10 protein-coding genes and 2 pseudogenes are annotated in these 18,294 nt (G+C 59.4%); 6 read left to right on the top strand and 6 right to left on the bottom strand.

All coding sequences use genetic code 11. The features are described from left to right. On the bottom strand, positions 1 to 1,512 hold the full coding sequence (ubiB, locus tag CGZ77_RS08610; RefSeq protein ID WP_036495966.1) for a ubiquinone biosynthesis regulatory protein kinase UbiB: 1,512 nt from the start codon (positions 1,510 to 1,512) through the stop codon (positions 1 to 3). Between the two features lie 184 nt (positions 1,513 to 1,696). On the opposite strand from ubiB, the gene CGZ77_RS08605 reads away from it, so the two are divergent. Both CGZ77_RS08605 and CGZ77_RS08600 read left to right on the top strand, forming a co-directional pair. Continuing rightward, positions 1,697 to 2,122 carry a DUF5339 family protein gene (locus CGZ77_RS08605; RefSeq protein ID WP_009425967.1) on the top strand — a complete coding sequence of 142 codons (426 nt, stop codon included), beginning with the start codon at positions 1,697 to 1,699 and terminating at the stop codon, positions 2,120 to 2,122. Positions 2,123 to 2,226: 104 nt separating this feature from the next. Beyond that, the gene (locus CGZ77_RS08600; protein ID WP_009425966.1) at positions 2,227 to 4,002 is read left to right on the top strand and encodes a tetratricopeptide repeat protein; all 1,776 of its coding nucleotides are present in this window, start codon (positions 2,227 to 2,229) and stop codon (positions 4,000 to 4,002) included. A gap of 137 nt (positions 4,003 to 4,139) precedes the next feature. On the opposite strand, the gene CGZ77_RS12645 is transcribed toward CGZ77_RS08600, so the two are convergent. From CGZ77_RS12645 to CGZ77_RS08580, 5 genes are all read right to left on the bottom strand, one after another. Beyond that, positions 4,140 to 4,268, bottom strand: coding sequence for a hypothetical protein (locus CGZ77_RS12645; protein WP_255351469.1), 129 nt, complete (start codon positions 4,266 to 4,268; stop codon positions 4,140 to 4,142). 245 nt (positions 4,269 to 4,513) lie between these two features. Beyond that, on the bottom strand, positions 4,514 to 6,706 hold the full coding sequence (locus CGZ77_RS08595) for a primosomal protein N' (protein ID WP_036495963.1): 2,193 nt from the start codon (positions 6,704 to 6,706) through the stop codon (positions 4,514 to 4,516). Between the two features lie 215 nt (positions 6,707 to 6,921). Further along, positions 6,922 to 7,401: a hypothetical protein gene (locus CGZ77_RS08590; protein WP_009425962.1), complete on the bottom strand. Its 480-nt coding sequence runs from the start codon at positions 7,399 to 7,401 to the stop codon at positions 6,922 to 6,924. A gap of 74 nt (positions 7,402 to 7,475) precedes the next feature. Continuing rightward, the gene (locus CGZ77_RS08585; protein ID WP_009425961.1) at positions 7,476 to 8,114 is read right to left on the bottom strand and encodes a hypothetical protein; all 639 of its coding nucleotides are present in this window, start codon (positions 8,112 to 8,114) and stop codon (positions 7,476 to 7,478) included. Between the two features lie 214 nt (positions 8,115 to 8,328). Further along, a complete protein-coding gene (locus tag CGZ77_RS08580) occupies positions 8,329 to 11,103 on the bottom strand; it encodes an Rne/Rng family ribonuclease (protein WP_094031113.1) in 2,775 nt (924 codons plus the stop codon). A 466-nt stretch (positions 11,104 to 11,569) separates the two neighbouring features. On the opposite strand from CGZ77_RS08580, the gene CGZ77_RS08575 reads away from it, so the two are divergent. From CGZ77_RS08575 to cas1, 4 genes and pseudogenes are all read left to right on the top strand, one after another. Continuing rightward, positions 11,570 to 12,556 carry an RluA family pseudouridine synthase gene (locus tag CGZ77_RS08575; RefSeq protein ID WP_009425956.1) on the top strand — a complete coding sequence of 329 codons (987 nt, stop codon included), beginning with the start codon at positions 11,570 to 11,572 and terminating at the stop codon, positions 12,554 to 12,556. A gap of 110 nt (positions 12,557 to 12,666) precedes the next feature. Next, positions 12,667 to 14,010 carry an NCS2 family permease gene (locus CGZ77_RS08570; protein ID WP_009425955.1) on the top strand — a complete coding sequence of 448 codons (1,344 nt, stop codon included), beginning with the start codon at positions 12,667 to 12,669 and terminating at the stop codon, positions 14,008 to 14,010. A 338-nt stretch (positions 14,011 to 14,348) separates the two neighbouring features. Continuing rightward, positions 14,349 to 17,586 (top strand): annotated as a pseudogene (gene cas9, locus CGZ77_RS08565) (type II CRISPR RNA-guided endonuclease Cas9). A 78-nt stretch (positions 17,587 to 17,664) separates the two neighbouring features. Further along, a pseudogene (cas1, locus tag CGZ77_RS08560) lies at positions 17,665 to 18,279 on the top strand (type II CRISPR-associated endonuclease Cas1); the annotation flags it as partial. Between the last annotated feature and the right edge of the window lie 15 nt (positions 18,280 to 18,294).

The following is an 18,294-nucleotide window of genomic DNA, read 5'->3' as shown; positions in this document are numbered from 1 at the left end:
TTATTTGAACAGCAGCATCAGCAGCAGCGCAATAGCGATGGCGGCGAGCCACAGGCTTTGGCGGTGTTGGATTTTCACCAGATGCAGGTAGGCGTCGCGCATTTCTTTTTGGCGGTTTTCGTCCACCAGCGCGGCGACTTTGCGCGGCAGGGCGGGCAGGATTTGCGCCCAGTCGGGGGCTTCGTTTTTCAGGTTGCGCCACAGGGCTTTGGGGCCGATTTGTTCGTTCATCCATTTGCTGAGGAAGGGCTTGGCGGTTTTCCACAAATCCAAATCGGGGTCGAGTTGGCGGCCGAGTCCTTCGATGTTGAGCAGGGTTTTTTGCAGCAACACAAGCTGCGGCTGGATTTCGACGTGGAAGCGGCGGCTGACTTCAAACAGGCGCATCAGTACGAGGCCGAAGGAAATCTGCGAAATCGGTTTGTTGAAAATCGGTTCGCACACCGAGCGCACGGCCGCTTCAAGCTCTTCGGCGCGGGTGTCGGGCGGCACCCAGCCCGATTCGATGTGGGCGGTGGCGACGCGGTGGTAGTCGCGGTTGAAAAAGGCGAGGAAATTGATGGCCAGATAGCGTTTGTCGTAGTCGGTGAGCGTGCCGACGATGCCGAAATCGAGCGCGATGTAGCGGTTGTCGGCGGCTACTAAGATGTTGCCCGGGTGCATGTCGGCATGGAAAAAGCCGTCGCGGAAAACTTGCGTGAAGAAAATTTCCACGCCGTAATCGGCGAGTTTGTGCAAGTCGATGCCTTGCGCTTTGAGCGCGGCAATGTCGGATACGGGCGTGCCGTCCATCCATTCGATGGTCAATACTTCGCGCGCGCAGTAGTCGTAAAACACTTTGGGCACGATAAGCATGGCGCTGTCTTTGAAATTGCGCCCGAGCTGGCTGGCGTTGGCCGCTTCGCGCATCAGATCGAGTTCGTCGTGCAGATATTTGTCGAACTCGTCCACCACTTCGCGCGGGCGCAGGCGTTTGCCGTCGGCAAAGAGCCGTTCCGCCCAGCCGGCGCAGAAACGCAGCAGCGCCAAATCCTGTTCGATAACGGAGCGGATGCCCGGCCGCAGCACTTTCACCGCCACTTCTTCGCCGCTGTAAAGCCGCGCCCTGTGCACCTGCGCCACTGACGCGCTGGCGACGGGCACGGTTTCAAATTCGGCGTAAATTTCGCCCACCGGCCTGCCCAAAGCCTTTTCAATCTGGCGGCGCGACAGCTCGGCATCAAACGGCGGCACTTTGTCCTGCAGTTTGGCTAGCTCCACCGCGTAGGCGTGCGGAATCAGGTCGGGACGGGTGGAGAGCACCTGGCCGAATTTGACGAACACCGGCCCCAAGCTCTCCAAAGCCAGCCGCAGGCGCACCGGCAAAGGCTCGTCCTGCGCCGACCCGGCTTGGGGCAGCAGGCGCAGCAGGCGGCGCTGCCAGCCTTCCCGCGCCAGCGGGACAATCAAATCGGCCAGGCCGTAGCGGCGGATGGTCTGCCAAAGGGTTTTACTGCGTTTGAGCCATTTCATAGCGGGCGTTTCCGGTGGAAAAAACAGGGCGCGATTATAAGGCATAGCAGGGGCGGGGTGAGAAACGGCAAAAAGGCCGTCTGAAAAGGGCGGCGCGGCGCGAAAATATGACAAAACTTGACGCTGCGGGAAAATGCCTTAACAATACGTCCTCCCATTAATCAAACATAAAAGAGAGACAAGCATGAAAGCAACTTCCCTTCCCGCCTTGCTGATTACCGCATTCGCCCTGGCTGCCTGCGGCGGCAATTCGTCCGACAACGCCGCATCCGGCGCGGCGCCTGCCGCCGAGGGCGGCTCTGCCTGCGCACAATACGAAAAAGCGTTTAACGATATGTTGCAGGGTCTGCCCGAAGCGCAGCGCGAAGATGCGAAAAAAACCTTTGCCACAGGCATGGAAGCGATGAAAAACCTGCCGGCCGACCAGCAGGAGGCCTACTGCCAGGAATCCCTGAAAGGTCTGAAAGGCGAAGCCGTACAAACTGAGGAAGATAAAGCCGAAGCCGCTTCCGAAGCGGCCGAAGATGCCAAAGAAGCCGCAGCAGATGCCAAAGAAGCTGCTGACGATGCAAAAGAAGCCGCTTCCGAAGCAAAAGAAGCCGCCCAGTAAGCCGGGCATACGAAAGGCCGTCTGAAAAACCGAAAACCGGTTTTCAGACGGCCTTTTAAGGTTGGCCGTTTGTTAATTTTGCACCTTGATAAGGAACACCCGCTATGAAAAAACCGATATCCGCCCTGATTGCCGCCGTTTTCCTGTCTGCCTCCCTGCCTGCCGCCGCGCATCTGCCGCCGCCGCAAACGAAGGCGGGCAGCGGAGAAGGCCGTCTGAAACAGGCCGAAGCCGACATTGATGCCGGACGCGGCGAAGCAGCCGTGAAAGCGCTGCTGCCGCTGGCCGAAGCGGGCGACGCCGAAGCGCAGGCGCTGCTGGGCAAAGCCTACTACCTCGGGCGCGGCGTGGAAAAAGACGAACAAAAAGCACTGTTTTGGGACAAAAAAGCCGCCGAAAACGGCAGCCTCAGAGGCATGAACAACCTCGGCGTGATGTATTACGAAGGACGCGGCGGCCTCGCCAAAGACCTTGCCGAAGGCACAAAATGGATACGCCGCGCCGCCGAAAAAGGCTATGCCGTGTCGCAGCGGAATATAGGCTTGGCCTACGAAGAAGGCAAAGGCGTGGCGCGGGATGAGGCGCAGGCCGCCCTCTGGTACCGCAAAGCCGCGGAGCAGGGAGATGCCTTGTCGCAGTCTGCCCTCGGCACGCTTTATTTTGACGGCAGGGGCGTGGCGCAGGACGACAAACAGGCCTTCGCCTGGTATGAAAAAGCCGCCAAGCAGGGCAATGCGGCGGCGCAGAACAATTTGGGCTTTATGTACGGAGCGGGACGCGGTGTGGCGCAGAACCCGGCCGAATCGCTCAAATGGTACAAAAAAGCCGCCGCGCAAAACGATGCCACCGCCCAATACAACATCGGCACGATTTACGCGCAAGGCAAAGGCGTGAAACAAGACTGGAAACAGGCGGTGCAGTGGTATGAAAAAGCCGCCGCGCAGGGACACGTCCGCGCGCTGGGGGCTTTGTCCATCCGCTATTTTTCGGGCGAAGGCGTCGATAAAGACGAAAAACGCGGCATCGATATGCTGACACAGGTTGCCGAACGGGGCGATACTTTGGCGCAAACCGTGCTGGGCGGCCGCTACCTGACAGGCAGCGGCGTGAAGCAGGACAAAGAAGAGGCCGTCAAATGGCTGACCCGTGCCGCCGAGAAGGGCAACGCCCGCGCCGCGCGGCTGCTCAGCACCACCTACCGTGACGGATTCGTTGTCGAAAAAGACGACGGCAAAGCCGTTTACTGGCTGGAAAAAGCGGCGCAGCTGGGACAGGCGCAGGCCCAATACGATCTGGCGCTGCGCTACCGCCAGGGCAAAGGCGTGCCCAAAGACATGGCGCAGGCCGTCAAGTGGTACCGCAAAGCCGCCGAACAGGGACGCGCCGACGCGCAATACAACCTTGCCGTTGCCTACCGCGCCGGCGACGGCGTGGCCAAAGACGACGCGCAGGCGGTCGAATGGCTGCGCAAAGCCGCCGCACAGGAAACCTCATTCTCCGTGCTGGCGCAGCACGAACTGGGCTTTATGTACCTGCGCGGCAGCATCCTGCCCAAAGACGCGAAACAGGCCGCCTACTGGCTGGACAAAGCATCGCGGCACGGCTATGTGCGCGCCAAGAAAAAACTCGCCGCCATGAGTGTGGCGGGCGAGGGTGTGGAAAAAGACGATGCCAAAGCCGCCGAACTGCTACGCGACGCCGCCGAAGCGGGCGACGCCGACAGCCGCCTGATTTTGGGCTTGGCCTACAAAAACGGTTTCCTGACCCTGCCGAAAGATTTGCAACAGGCCGAATACTGGCTGCGCAAAGCGTCGGAGCAGGGCAGAAGCGAGGCCGATCCGTATCTGAAAGACATCGAAGAAGCCAAATGCAAGCAGTAGAACTGCTACGGCAAAAAGGCCGTCTGAAAACCCGATTTCGGGGTTTTCAGACGGCCTTTTTTGCTGCAAACGGGATATGCCTGCGCGTTTCAGAAACGTCATTCCCGCGAAGGCGGGAACGGCTTTTGCCGTGCGTTTCAATCTTGCGCATCGGGTGCGCTGATGCGCTTTTCGTCCTGCTGCGACGGGCGGTTCTGCCGCTGTCTGCTGCCTGCCGGATTATCGCGGCCGCCGTTGCGTTTCGGTTCGTTTTTCGATTTCTTCATCTGAATCCGCTGCCTCCTTTTGCCGTAATGGTTTGCCGATATAGTTAAGCCAACACAAAAAGATACAAGGCAGCAAGCCGCAGCAACGCCGTAGATTTTTGTGTTGGTTCACTATAAACAACAGGCGCAATGATACTGCCGTCTGCCATCAAGGCCAAGCCGAAAAGCGCTTTTCCGCCAAGGGGCAACCGCTTTCAGACGGCCTTTTGGTATCCGCATTCCCGCCGTTTGCCTTTCAGACAGCCTCACATCTCCTGCGGGTCGACATCGGCCGACCATCTGATTTTGTGATCGCGCTCCTGCTGCAGAGCCTGTATCCACAGCGATACGGCGTGGTGCAGGTCTTTGCGCGAGGCCGATTCGAGGAAAAGCTGGGCGCGTTCGCGTTCGGCCAGGCGCACCATCAGCATGGGGGCTGCGCCAAACTGGCTGACGCTTTGGGGCAGCGCGGGGGCGAGGCGGTCGCGGATGCGGTTGAGAAATTCGGTGGCGGCGGCGATGTCGGGCGCGTCGGCGCGGATGGCCGTCTGAAAGCCGAAGGGCGGCATGGCAAACTGCTGCCGCTCGGCCAGCTCGGCATCGGCAAACAGGCGGTAGTCCTGCGCTTTGACGGCGGAAAATACGGCATGGTCGGGGATTTGGGTTTGGATAAGGACGCCGCCGGGTATGTCGGCGCGGCCGGCGCGGCCGGATACCTGCATGAGTTCGGCAAACAGGCGTTCGGGGGCGCGGAAGTCTGCGCTGTAAAGGCTGCCGTCGGCGTTGAGCACGATAACGAGGTTGAGCCGCGCGAAATCGTGGCCTTTGGCGAGCATTTGCGTGCCGACGAGAATGTCGATGCCGCCTTCGCCGATGCGGCGGTAGAGTTCGTCCCAGTCGTTTTTGCGGGCGGTGCTGTCCCTGTCGACGCGAACTACCGATGCCTGCGGCAGAAAGGCACACAGGGTTTCTTCGACGCGCTGCGTGCCCTGCCCGACGGCGGTCAGGTCTTGGTTGCCGCAGTCGGGGCATTTGAACGGGATGGCGGTGCGGTGGTCGCAATGGTGGCAGCGTAGTTGGCGGGCGCGTTGGTGCAATACCATTTTGGCCGAGCAGTTGGGGCAGCCGAAAGTGTGGCCGCAGTCGCCGCAAAACAGCGCGGGCGAATAGCCGCGCCGGTTGAGGTACACCAGCGACATGCCGCCTGCTGCAAAATTCTGTTTGAGCAGGTTTAGGGCTTGCGGTGAGAAGCCGTTGTCGAGTTTCAGACGGCCTACGTTGAGGATTTCCACCTGCGGCGGCCGCGCGGCGGGGTTGGCGCGGCGGGCGAGTTCCAATAATCGATACGCGCCGCTTTGGGCTTTGTGCCAGCTCTCCAAACTCGGCGTCGCGCTGCCGAGCATAATCGGGCAACCGCTCTGCTTCGCCCGCCACACGGCCAAATCGCGGGCGTGGTAGCGCAATTCGTTGTCTTGTTTGAACGAGCTATCGTGTTCTTCGTCCACCACAATCAACCCGACATCGGCCAGCGGCGTGAACACCGCCAGCCGCGTGCCGATGACCAGCTTGGCCTGATTTGCCATCGCGCGAAGGTAATCCTGCGTGCGCCGTCCGGCGGCGGTTTGGCTGTGCAATACGGCGGTGGGCACGTCGGCAAACCGCGCCTCCACGCGCGCCAAAAGCTGCGGCGTGAGGTTGATTTCGGGCAGTAAAAACAACACCTGCCGCCCCGATGCCAACACTTTTTCCATCACATCAAAATACACTTCGGTTTTGCCGCTGCCGGTGATGCCGTAAAGCAAAAAGGGCTGAAACTGCCCGAAGGCCGTCTGAACCGCCTGCGAGGCGGCGAGCTGGTCGGGGTTGAGCGTTTTTTCAGAGTGCGAAGCCTGCCCGTGGTACGGCACCAACACGGGTTTGCCCGCCGTATGTGCGTCTATCCAACCCTGCGCCAACCATTCGTCCACCAGCTTGGCCGCCTGCGCGTTGATACGTTTGAGCTGCGCCATCGTCAGGCCGTCTGAATCGGCCAAAGCCTGCCACAACGCGGCTTTTTTGTGAAAACGCGCCCTCGGCGGCTGCTGCGCCCTGCCCGCTTCGTTTAACGCGTAAAACAGCGGCGGCTGCGGCATCTCCACGGCCTTCGGCTCTTTCAAACCCTGCGGCAGCGCGAGCGAAGCGGTTTGGCCGAGCGGATAGTGGTAATAGCGCGAGGCAAACGCAATCAGGCCGCGCCAGTCTTCGGGCAGCGGCATTTCGGCGGTAAAGGCCGTCTGAACGGGCAAAATCTTGGCCGGGTCAAAATCGGGCGCAATACCGGCTTCCCACACAATCCCCACCATCACGCGCCCGCGAAACGGCACGGCCACGCGCGTGCCGGGCGGCAGGGCTTCGGGATGGGAATAGGTCAAAAGGCCGTCTGAAAGGGGCACATTAAGGGCAATGCGGTGGTAAATCATGGGCGTGGGTAGTTTGGGGTTGAGGCCGTCTGAAAATAGTTTTTCAGACGGCCTTTTTATGCGTAGGTCGGGCATTTATGCCCGACATTTTCCGTTACCGGTTTGCACGTCGGGCATAAATGCCCGACCTACTATAGTGAGTCAGCACAAAAAGATACAAGGCAGCAAGCCGAAGACAGTACAGGTTTGCTTGGCATTTTTGATGCAGTAGATTTTTATGTTGGCTCACTATATTCCGCTGCAATCGGGAAAAGGGCGTAATCGCCGCTCATCTCGCCGACGGCGGCCAGACGGTTGTTGACAAAGAGGTATTCCGTTTCAAAACAGCAGTCGCTCTCGGCAATGCGCCAGTTGGTTTCGCCGATGATGTAGAGATAGTCGTCGGCGCAGCGGCCGTGGGCGGGGAAGATGCAGGCGGTGTATGCGGGTTCGGGGCGGTCGGACGCGCGGGGAATAATGCGGCCCGCGCGGATTTGTTCGCGATAGAGCGCGGCCAGTTGCCGCCGCAGCGCCGCGCCTTGGTCGGGCAGAGCGAGGAAGTCGGCGAAAATCCGCCTCTGGCGCGGCGAGAAACCGGCATAACGGCTGCTTTCGCTGTAGACCCACAACTCGGCGGCGGCGTTCAGCGGCGGCAGGAAAACGGGTTCGACGGAAGAAGCGATGCCGTCTTCTTTGGTAAAGCGGATGTTTTGCATATTGTTTGTTCGAGCGGCGGGAGGCCGTCTGAAAGCGTTTTTCTGCTTTCAGACGGCCTTTGTGCGTCAGCAAATCAGGGCAGGGGGCGGGTTTCGATCAGTTCGGGGTTGTCGGCGTTGTCGAACAGTATGGCTTTGGTGCGCCCCTGCCACATTTCTTGGAACAGGCGCAGCTCGTCGGCGGTGGCGGTGCCGGAGACGGCTTTGGGCATGATGTCGGCCATTTCGGGGGCGAAGGGGACGAGGCCGGCGTGGTAGGACACTTCCACGGCCGATCCGGTGTCGCGGCGGCGCAGGGAGAGGACGCCGTCGATGTTGCCGTCGAATGAGAGCAGGTTGCGGCGGGAGAAGCGGCGGTGCATGCCGATGCCGCCGAAGCCTTGTTCGGAGGCCGCGCCGGTGAGCAGGGTGGCGACGGCGGCGATCACGCCGGTCGTGCCTTCGTCGCGCGCGCCCTGCATCTGCACTTCGATGCCGCCGCGCTCGGGAATGTCGCCGCCGTAGAGGGCTTTGAGGCCGCGGTACACCATCAGGTAGGCGCCGGCGACGGTGGGGCAGGAGTGTCCGGCCAGTTTTACCGCATCGAGGTAGCGGTAGGTAATCAGGCCGCTTTCGGACGCGCCGAGGAAGGCGGCCAGCGGGTCGCGCAGGATGAGGACGGGGGCTTTGCTGTAATAGGTGGGGAAACCGTCGGTGTCGTAGGTGAGGCTCATGATTGCTCCTTGCAGTGGGTGGAAAAGTGGGTTTCAGACGGCCTGTGCCTGCCGCTGCGGGAATGATGTTTCTGAAAGCGCGGTTTCAACGGAGTTGAAACGGGTGCGGCTGCACGGCGGAAAACGGGTTTTGTCTTTGTCTGTGCGGCGGGCTTTTGGCAAAACAGCGGCAGGCCGTCTGAAAACGGCTGCCGCTGTCCGGATTGCGCCGCGCTTATTCGGCGCAGGTTTCGACCTGTGTCAGTTCGGCTGCGGCCGGGGCGGCTGCGGCGGGGCGGGGCAGGTCGGCGCGGCGTTTGCCCTGCGGTGCGGCCGGTGTTTGGGCGGCTGCGGCTGCGGCCAGTGCGGCGGCGTCGGTCTGCACCAGCACCATGCCTTGCGGCGCGGCGGGGATTTCCGATGCGGCGGCGGGCGCTGCTGCGCTTGTACCGTTTTGCGGTGCGGGGTTGCCGGCGGTTTCGTCCGCAGCGTGGCTTTCGCCGACGATGAGGGCGACGGCTTCGGCGACTTTTTCGCTGCTGCTGCCGATTACGGCGGCTTCGTCCGCAACAGCGACGGCGGCGGGTGCGTCGTCCTGCGGCGCGGGGATGGTGATGACCAGCGGTTTGTCGCTGCTGTTCTGCGGCAGGGGGGCGGCGGGGCGGGTTTCGCCGAAAACGTGCGCCACGGCATCGAGTACGCGGCCTGCGGCTTCGTCGATCATCAGATACTGCTCGATTTTGGCGGCGGAGGGGATGTTGCGTTTTTTCTCGTTGCGGCGGCTGCCGTTTTGGCCGTTGCGGTTGCGGCTGCCGCGCTCTTGGTTGCGGCCGCGCGGGTTGCGGCGGTTGTCGCTTTGTGCGGACGCGTTGCCGTTTTGTCCGCTGTCTGCTGCGTTGTCCTGCGGTGCTGCGGCGTTTTCAGACGGCCTTTCGTCCTGTGCCTGCATCAGGGCGGCGGGTGCGTTTTCCGTTACGGATTCGGCTTCGCCGCCGCGTTTGCCGCGTTTGCGGCTGTCGCGTTTTTCGCCTGCGGCGGCATTTTCGCCGCGCGGGGTTTCGCTTTCGGTTTCGGCGGGTGCGCTTTCGCTGCGGCGGTTGTCGGCATTGCGGCTGTTTGCGCCGCTGCCGCGTTTGCCGCTGCGGCCGTTTTTGTCGGCTTTGTCGCTGCCGCTGTCGCCTGTTTCGCCGTCGGTTTCGCCTTCGTCCTGTGCTTTGGCCTGCGCGCTGCGTGCCGTCTGGCTGCGGTTGCCGCTGCGGCGGCGGTTTTGCGGGCGGCGGCTGCCGGAGGTGCGTTTGCGCTCCTGCGGCTGCGGCTCGGCGGCGGGGGTGTCGCCGAAGAGTCCTTTGAACCAGCTTTTGAATTTGTCCCACCAGCTGCTTGGCTCTTCGGCGGCAACGGGGGCGGGCTGGGTGTGTTTCACGCCTTTGACGGCGGGCTCGGGGCGGGCGGCTTTGACGCGCTCGCCGCCGAAGGGTTTGGCGTTTTCGTCGGCTTTGGGTACGGAAACCTGTTTGTAGCTCGGTTCGCCGTCTTCTTCGATGTCGTCGGTGCGGATGCGGCTGATTTCGTAGTGCGGGTTTTCCAGACGGATGTTGGGAATCAGCATGACGCTGACGTCGAGGCGCTCTTCCATGGCGAAGAGTTCGGCGCGTTTTTCGTTTAACAGGAAGGTGGCGACGTCGACGGGTACTTGGGCGTGCACTTCGCCGGTGTTGTCCTTCATCGCTTCTTCCTGAATGATGCGCAGCACGTGCAGGGCGGTGGATTCGATGCCGCGGATGACGCCGGTGCCGGCGCAGCGCGGGCAGGCGGTGTGGCTGGATTCGCCGAGGGCAGGTTTGAGGCGCTGGCGGGAGAGTTCGAGCAGGCCGAAGCGGGAGAGTTTGCCCATCTGCACGCGGGCGCGGTCTTTTTTCAGGGCGTCGCGCAGGGTGTTTTCGACGTCGCGCTGGTGTTTGGGGTTTTCCATGTCGATGAAGTCGATGACGACCAGGCCGCCGAGGTCGCGCAGGCGCATTTGGCGGGCGACTTCTTCGGCCGCTTCCATATTGGTTTTGAAGGCGGTGTCTTCGATGTCGGCGCCGCGGGTGGCGCGGGCGGAGTTGACGTCGATGGAAACGAGGGCTTCGGTGTGGTCGATGACGATGGCGCCGCCGGAGGGCAGGCTGACGCTGCGCGAGAAGGCGCTTTCGATTTGGTGCTCGATTTGGAAGCGGGAGAAGAGGGGGGTGTGGTCCTGATAGAGTTTCAGACGGCCTGTGTTGGCCGGCATGACGTAGGACATGAATTCGGAAATTTCGGCGTGCACTTCGGCGTTGTCGACCAGGATTTCGCCGATGTCGGGGCGGAAGTAGTCGCGGATGGCGCGGATGAGCAGCGAGCTTTCCATAAAGAGCAGGTAGGGTTCTTGGTGGGCGTTGCCTGCTTCTTCGATGGCGTGCCACAGTTTGAGCAGGTAGTCGAAATCCCATTGCAGCTCTTCGACGCTGCGGCCGATGCCGGCGGTGCGGGCGATAAGGCTCATGCCGCGCGGCACGTTGAGTTCGGCCATTGCGTCTTTGAGTTCCTGCCGCTCTTCGCCTTCGATGCGGCGGGAGACGCCGCCGCCGCGCGGGTTGTTGGGCATCAAGACCAGATAGCGGCCGGCCAGTGAGATGAAGGTGGTGAGCGCCGCGCCTTTGTTGCCGCGTTCGTCTTTTTCCACCTGTACGATGACCTGCATGCCTTCTTTGAGCACGTCTTGGATGCGGGCTTTGCCGCCTTCGTAGTCTTGGAAATAGGAGCGGGAAACTTCTTTGAAGGGCAGAAAGCCGTGGCGGTCGGTGCCGTAATCGACAAAGCACGCTTCGAGCGAGGGCTCGATGCGGGTGATGACGCCTTTGTAGATATTGCCTTTGCGCTGTTCTTTGCCCAGCGTTTCGATGTCGAGATCGAGCAGGTTCTGCCCGTCGACGATGGCCACGCGCAGCTCTTCGGCCTGCGTGGCGTTAAACAACATACGTTTCATGATGATTGACCTTGCGGGCGGGCGTGTTTCAGACGGCCTGCCTTGTTGGTACCCACGAAGCGCGTAATCAGTTTTCGGACGGTGTGCCGCAGCGGATGAGGCCGTCTGAAAACGGCCGGTGCGGCTTTCGGGTGGATGAAAGAAGGCGGTTAAAGAACGGCGCCGGTAAAACCGGCGCAGCGCGCACCGTGTCGGTGCGGCATCGGAGGGTCTGCCGCCGGACGGAGCCGGCGTCTTCTTGTTATCTTGTCGTCTGCCTGTTTGCGGTGTTTTGTGCGGCGCGGCGGGAGCCTGTCGTCTTATGCCAAAACGGGTCGGCAGTGTGATCCGAACTTAATCACGGCCTTCGCGCCGCTGTCTTGCACGGGCGGGAAGGAAATGCTTTGCAGAGTACGTTTTTAATTAATAGAATCGCTTTTTTAATACGTTTTGCCCTCGGGCAAAACGGCGCAGATTATAAGAGAAAATGCAGCCGATAAGCAAAAATTCAGTCAGCCGGGCCGCCGTGGGCGAAAACGAAGCGGGGCAACGCCTTGACAACTATCTGATAAAAATCCTCAAAGGCGTACCCAAGAGCCATATCCACCGCATTATCCGCGCGGGTGAAGTGCGGCTGAACAAAAAACGCTGCAAGCCCGACAGCCGCATTGCGGCGGGCGACATTGTCCGCATTCCGCCGGTGCGCACGGCTGAAAAGGAGAGGCCGTCTGAAAAGGGGCAGGACGCGCCCGCGCGTGAGTTTGACACCGTTTACGAAGACGACGCGCTCTTGGTCATCGACAAACCGGCGGGCGTGGCGGTGCACGGCGGCAGCGGCGTGAGCTTCGGCGTAATCGAGCAGCTGCGCCGCGCCCGACCCGAGGCGCGCTATCTGGAACTCGTCCACCGCCTCGACAAAGATACCAGCGGCCTGCTGATGATTGCCAAAAAACGCAGCGCATTGGTGAAGCTGCACGAAGCCATCCGCAGCAACCACCCGAAAAAAACCTATTTCGCCCTCGGCGTCGGCGGTCTTGCAAACGACCGCTTTCATGTGAAACTGCCGCTTTTGAAATACACCGGCGCGCAGGGCGAAAAAATGGTGCGCGTGAGCGAAGAAGGCCAAAGCGCGCACACCGTATTCCGCGTTCTCAACCGCTTTTCAGACGGCCTGCTGCACCAGGTCGGCCTGTCGCGGCTCACGCTGGTTGAAGCCACGCTCAAAACCGGCCGCACCCACCAAATCCGCGTCCATATGCAGTCGCAAGGCTGCCCGATTGCGGGCGACGAACGCTACGGCGACTATCAGGCCAACCGCCGCCTACAAAAACTCGGCCTGAAACGGATGTTTCTGCACGCCAGCGAGCTGCACATCGACCACCCGCTCACGGGCGAAAAACTCGTACTCAAAGCACCGTTGCCGCAGGATTTGGCGCAGTTTGTGACGATGTTGGAACACGGTTGTCGGAAATAGCCGACAAGATTGTAAAGAGGCCGTCTGAAAACCTTTCAGACGGCCTGTCTTTGTACACAATTCGTTTATAATGCCGCCCCTTTTTACCCAACTTAAATTTTCTTAAAACTATGGACAAACCGGCAAACAGCCTGCTCGAACGCCTCTTCGGGCTTTCCGCACACAACACCGGCGTACGCACGGAAATCATGGCGGGCATCACCACCTTCCTGACCATGTGCTACATCGTCATCGTCAACCCGCTCACCCTGTCGCAGGCGGGCATGGACTTCGGCGCGGTGTTCGTCGCCACCTGCATCTCCGCCGCCATCGGCTGCTTCGTGATGGGGCTGGCGGCCAACTACCCCATCGCCCTCGCCCCCGGCATGGGGCTGAACGCCTACTTCACCTACGCCGTCGTCAAAGGCATGGGCGTGCCCTGGCAGGTGGCTTTGGCTGCCGTGTTCGTGTCGGGCATCATCTTCTTATTGTTCAGCTTTTTCAAACTGCGCGAAATGCTGGTCAACGCCCTGCCGATGAGCCTGAAAATGGCCATCGCCGCCGGTATCGGCCTGTTCCTCGCCCTTATCGCCCTGAAAAACGCCGGTGTCATCGTGTCCAGCGACGCCACCCTGGTCAAAATGAGCGACGTTTACATCCTCGGCGAAAACGGCGGCAAAAGCCCCAACTGGCCGGTGCTGCTGGCCATGCTCGGCTTTTTTCTTATCATTTTTCTCGACTATTTCCGCGTGCGCGGTGCCATCATCATCGGCATTCTCGCCGTCACCCTGCTCGGCATCGCCCTCGGGCAGGCCGAATTCAAAGGCATTGTTTCCGCCATCCCCAGCATCCAACCCACCCTGCTGCAAATGGACTTTAACGGCCTGTTCCACGGCAGCATGGTCGCCGTTATCTTCGTGTTCTTTCTAGTCGACCTCTTCGACAGCACCGGCACCCTCATCGGCACGACGCACCGCGCCGGCCTTTTGGTAGACGGCAAGCTGCCGCGCCTCAAACGCGCCCTCTTGGCCGACTCCACCGCCATCGTCGCCGGCGCGGCGATGGGTACGTCGTCCGTCACCCCCTATGTCGAAAGCGCGGCGGGCGTGGCAGCGGGCGGGCGCACCGGCCTCACCGCCGTAACCGTCGGCGTCCTGATGCTCGCCTGCCTGTGGTTCTCGCCGCTGGCGCAAACCGTCCCCGCCTTCGCCACCGCCCCCGCCCTGCTTTATATCGGCATCCACATGCTGCGCTCGGTGCTGGAAATCGACTGGGAAGACATGACCGAAGCCGCCCCCGCCTTCGTCACCATCGTCTTCATGCCCTTCACCTACTCCATCGCCGACGGCATCGCCATGGGCTTTATCAGCTACGCCGCCATCAAACTCCTGTGCGGCCGTGCCAAAGACGTACCGCCGATGGTGTGGCTGGTCGCCGTTTTGTGGGCGGCGAAATTCTGGTTCTTGGGCGTGTAAAGGCCGCTCCCGCCTTCGCGGGAACGACGTTTCTGAAAACGCCCGAATGGCAAAAGGCCGTCTGAAAACCCGAAAGGGGTTTTCAGACGGCCTTTTGCCGACAGGGGGAAGGGATTCGACAAACAAAAAACGATGCCCCTTAAAACCGGAGTTTTAAGGGGCAGAGCGTTACGGCACATCTTTTCAGACGGCCTTATTGTAGCAACGTCTCTCATTTCGCTGTGCAACAATAGGCGAAATCTTAGTTTGCGGTGTCGGAAATGTCAAGAAAAGATTTACACAAACCCTGTTAATAATATATTGTGTTAATTTTCATTAATAACTAAGCGAGACACATTATGGCGCCATTTACTTTGAAACCATTGAATTACATTTTGGGCTTGGACATCGGCATCGCCTCGGTAGGTTGGGCGGTGGTCGAAACCGATTCAGACGTCCTGCCTTACCGTTTGATTGACGTGGGTGTGCGTACGTTTGACCGTGCCGAAGTGCCGAAAACGGGCGAATCGCCTGCGGCGGCGCGGCGGCTGGCGCGCAGCGTGCGGCGCATGATCCGCAGGCGGGCGCACCGTATGCTGCGGGCGCGGCGTTTGCTCAAACGCGAGGGCATGTTGCAGGCGGCCGATTTTGACGCGCACGGTTTGGTCGAAAATCTGCCCGTCAATCCGTGGCAGCTTCGCGTGGATGCGTTAAGCCGCAAACTGATGCCTTTGGAGTGGGCGGCAGTGTTGCTGCATATGGTGAAGCATCGCGGCTATTTGTCGCAGCGTAAAAACGAACGGAACAGCAGCGATAAGGAATTGGGCGCGCTGCTGTCGGGTGTGGCGGCCAACAGCGAAGCCTTGCAGGGCGGAGATTTCCGCACGCCGGCGGAATTGGCGGTAAACAAATTTGAAAAAGAAAGCGGCCATATCCGCAACCAGCGCGGCGATTATTCGCACACGTTCAACCGCAAGGATGTGCAGGCGGAATTGGTTTTGCTGTTTGAAAAACAAAAAGAATACGGCAATCCTTATATTTCAGACGGCCTTTTGACAGGCGTGGAAGATTTGCTGATGACGCAACGCGCCGCGCTTTCGGGCGATGCGGTGCAAAAAATGCTCGGCCGCTGTACGTTTGAACCTGAAGAATACAAGGCCGCTAAAAATACCTATTCGGCCGAACGCTTTGTCTGGCTGACCAAGCTCAACAATCTGCGGATTTTGGATCAGGGCAGCGAGCGGCCGCTGACTGATTCCGAGCGTGCCAAGCTGATGGACGAGCCGTATAAAAAAACCAAACTGACTTACGCGCAGGTACGCAGATTGTTGGAACTCGACGATACTGCGTTTTTCAAAGGGCTCCGCTACAGCAAGGACAACGCTGAATCTGCAACGCTGATGGAAATGAAGGCCTACCACTCCATCAGCGGCGCGTTGGAGAAGGCCGGTTTGAAAAACAAAAAAATCGCCGCTGGCCTTATCGCCCGAATTGCAGGACGAAATCGGCGAGGCGTTTTCGCTATTCAAAACCGATGAGGACATCAGAGGCCGTCTGAAAGGCAAGCTGCCGGACGAACAGCTCGACGCGCTGCTCGAATATGTGAGCTTCGACAAATTTGTGCAGCTCTCGCTCAAAGCCCTGCGGAAAATCCTGCCGCTGATGGAGCAGGGCAAACGTTACGACGAAGCCTGTGCGGAAATCTACGGCGACCATTACGGCATAAAAGACGACAAGCAGGCGCAGTTTCTGCCGCCCGTATCCGCCGACGAAATCCGCAATCCGGTGGTGCTGCGCGCGCTGTCGCAGGCACGCAAGGTGGTTAACGCCGTGGTGCGCCGCTACGGTTCGCCAGCGCGTGTCCACATCGAAACGGCGCGCGAAGTGGGCAAATCGTTTCTAGACCGCAAGAAAATCGAAAAACGCCAAGAGGAAAACCGCAAAGACCGCGAACGCTCTATCGCCAAGTTCCGCGAATATTTTCCTAATTTTGTCGGCGAACCCAAAGCCAAAGACATCCTGAAAATGCGCCTTTACGAGCAGCAGCAAGGCCAATGCCTCTATTCGGGCAAGGCGATAGATTTACGCCGTCTGAACGAAAAAGGCTATGTCGAAATCGACCACGCGCTGCCGTTTTCGCGCACTTGGGACGACAGTTTCAACAATAAAGTCTTGGTGTTGGCCGGCGAAAACCAAAACAAGCGCAACCAAACGCCTTTCGAGTGGCTCGGCGGCGATGAAAAACGCTGGCGCGAATTTACCGCGCGGGTGGAACACTGCCGTTTCCCGCGCAGCAAAAAACAGCGGATTTTGATGCAGAAACTTGATGAAAAGGATTTTAAAGAGCGCAATTTGAATGACACGCGTTATGTAAACCGCTTTTTGTGCAACTTTATCGCGCAAAATATGCTGCTTACCGGCGAGGATAAAAACCGCGTGTTTGCTTCCAACGGCCAGATTACCAACCTGTTGCGCGGCATGTGGGGGCTGAAAAAAGTGCGCGAAAGTAACGACCGCCACCACGCGCTCGATGCGGTCGTCGTGGCCTGCTCCACCGTAGCGATGCAGCAGAAAATCACGAATTATGTGCGCCAAAAAGAGATGAATGTATTTGACGGCGAAATGGTGGATAAAACCACCGGCGAAGTGTCGCGCCTGCATTTTCCGCAGCCGTGGGATTTTTTCCGCCAAGAAGTGATGATGCGCGTGTTCGGCAAGCCCGATACGCCGTCTGAAAACAATGAAGAAGCCGATACGCCGGAAAAACTGCGCGCGCTCTTGGCCGACAAACTCTCTTCGCGCCCCGAAGCTGTACACGAAGCCGTAACGCCACTGTTTGTATCGCGCGCTCCGAGCCGGAAAATGAGCGGGCAGGGGCATATGGAAACCATCAAATCGGCCAAACGCTTGAGCGAAGGCAAGAGCGTATTGCGCGTACCGCTGACGCAGTTGACGCCCAAGCTGCTGGAAAACATGGTCAACCGCGAGCGCGAGCCGCAGCTTTACGAAGACCTGTTAGGCCGTCTGAACGCACACGGCGGCGATCCGGCCAAAGCCTTTGCCGCGCCGTTTTTCAAACGCGACAAAGCAGGCAATCCTACCCAGCAGGTTAAGGCCGTGCGTGTGGAAGATGTGCAGAAATCGGGCGTAATCGTGCGCGAAGGCAACGGCGTGGCAGACAATGCAACGATGGTGCGCGTAGATGTGTTTGAAAAAGGAGGAAAATATTATCTGATGCCGATCTACACCTGGCAGGCGGCAAAAGGGATTTTGCCGAACAAGGCAGTGATTGCTCATACTGATGAAGCAAACTGGCAGGAAATGGATACTAGTTTTACGTTTAAATTTGCGCTTTATCCGAATGATTTGGTTCTCGCTAGTCTTAAAAAAGAAACTTATTTCGGCTATTTCGCAGGATTGGATCGGTCAACTGGAAACATTAGTCTACGTGTGCACGATTTGGAAAAATCCAAAGGCAAAGACGGTGTGTACCGTATCGGTGTCAAAACCGCCTTATCTTTCCAAAAATACCAAGTCGACGAATTGGGCAAAACCATCAGACCATGCCGTCTGAAAAAACGCCCGCCCGTGCGTTAAAAGCAACGCCCCTGTTTCAGGTCGTCTGAAACAGGGGCATTTTGTTTATACCAACCAAAAATGACAAAGGGGAACATCATGACCTGGCGCAGCCTGCTTATCTCAAACAGCGGCAAGCTCTCATTGCAGCGCAAACAAATCCTTATCCAACAAAGCGGCGAATCCTATACTGTCCCCATCGAAGACATCGCCGTCATCGTAATCGAACACCGTGAAACCGTTATCACAGCCCCCTTGCTCTCCGCATTGGCCGAACACGGCGCGACCCTGCTGACCTGCGACGAGCAGTTCCTGCCCTGCGGCCAGTGGCTGCCTTATTCGCAATACCACCGCCAGCTCAAAACCCTCAAGCTGCAACTGGGCATCAGCGTGCCGCTCAAAAAACAGCTTTGGCAGCACATCGTCAAACAAAAAATCCTCAACCAAGCCTTTGCCGCCGACGAAACCGGCAACGACATCGCCGCCAAACACCTGCGCGGCCTGGCTTTGGAAGTCAAATCAGGCGACACCGGCAACCGCGAAGCCCAAGCAGCCGCACTGTATTTCCAAGCCATGTTCGGCGAAACATTTACCCGCAGTGACAGCAATGCCGTCAACGCACATCTCAACTATAGCTACGCCGTGTTACGCGCTGCCATCGCCCGCAGCCTGACTCTATACGGATGGCTGCCCGCGCTCGGCCTGTTTCACAAAGGGGCTGTACTAGAT

It is taken from the genome of Neisseria sp. KEM232 (genome assembly GCF_002237445.1).
Lineage (GTDB): Bacteria > Pseudomonadota > Gammaproteobacteria > Burkholderiales > Neisseriaceae > Neisseria.
This window is presented reverse-complemented; position numbering and strand designations above follow the sequence as displayed.

Coding starts and splice junctions, on each gene's coding strand:
- CGZ77_RS12645 (WP_255351469.1), bottom strand. CDS start 4,268: ATGAAGAAATCGAAAAACGAACCGAAACGCAACGGCGGCCGCGATAAT.
- ubiB (WP_036495966.1), bottom strand. CDS start 1,512: ATGAAATGGCTCAAACGCAGTAAAACCCTTTGGCAGACCATCCGCCGC.
- CGZ77_RS08570 (WP_009425955.1), top strand. CDS start 12,667: ATGGACAAACCGGCAAACAGCCTGCTCGAACGCCTCTTCGGGCTTTCC.
- CGZ77_RS08600 (WP_009425966.1), top strand. CDS start 2,227: ATGAAAAAACCGATATCCGCCCTGATTGCCGCCGTTTTCCTGTCTGCC.
- CGZ77_RS08595 (WP_036495963.1), bottom strand. CDS start 6,706: ATGATTTACCACCGCATTGCCCTTAATGTGCCCCTTTCAGACGGCCTT.
- CGZ77_RS08580 (WP_094031113.1), bottom strand. CDS start 11,103: ATGAAACGTATGTTGTTTAACGCCACGCAGGCCGAAGAGCTGCGCGTG.
- CGZ77_RS08605 (WP_009425967.1), top strand. CDS start 1,697: ATGAAAGCAACTTCCCTTCCCGCCTTGCTGATTACCGCATTCGCCCTG.
- CGZ77_RS08590 (WP_009425962.1), bottom strand. CDS start 7,401: ATGCAAAACATCCGCTTTACCAAAGAAGACGGCATCGCTTCTTCCGTC.
- CGZ77_RS08575 (WP_009425956.1), top strand. CDS start 11,570: ATGCAGCCGATAAGCAAAAATTCAGTCAGCCGGGCCGCCGTGGGCGAA.
- CGZ77_RS08585 (WP_009425961.1), bottom strand. CDS start 8,114: ATGAGCCTCACCTACGACACCGACGGTTTCCCCACCTATTACAGCAAA.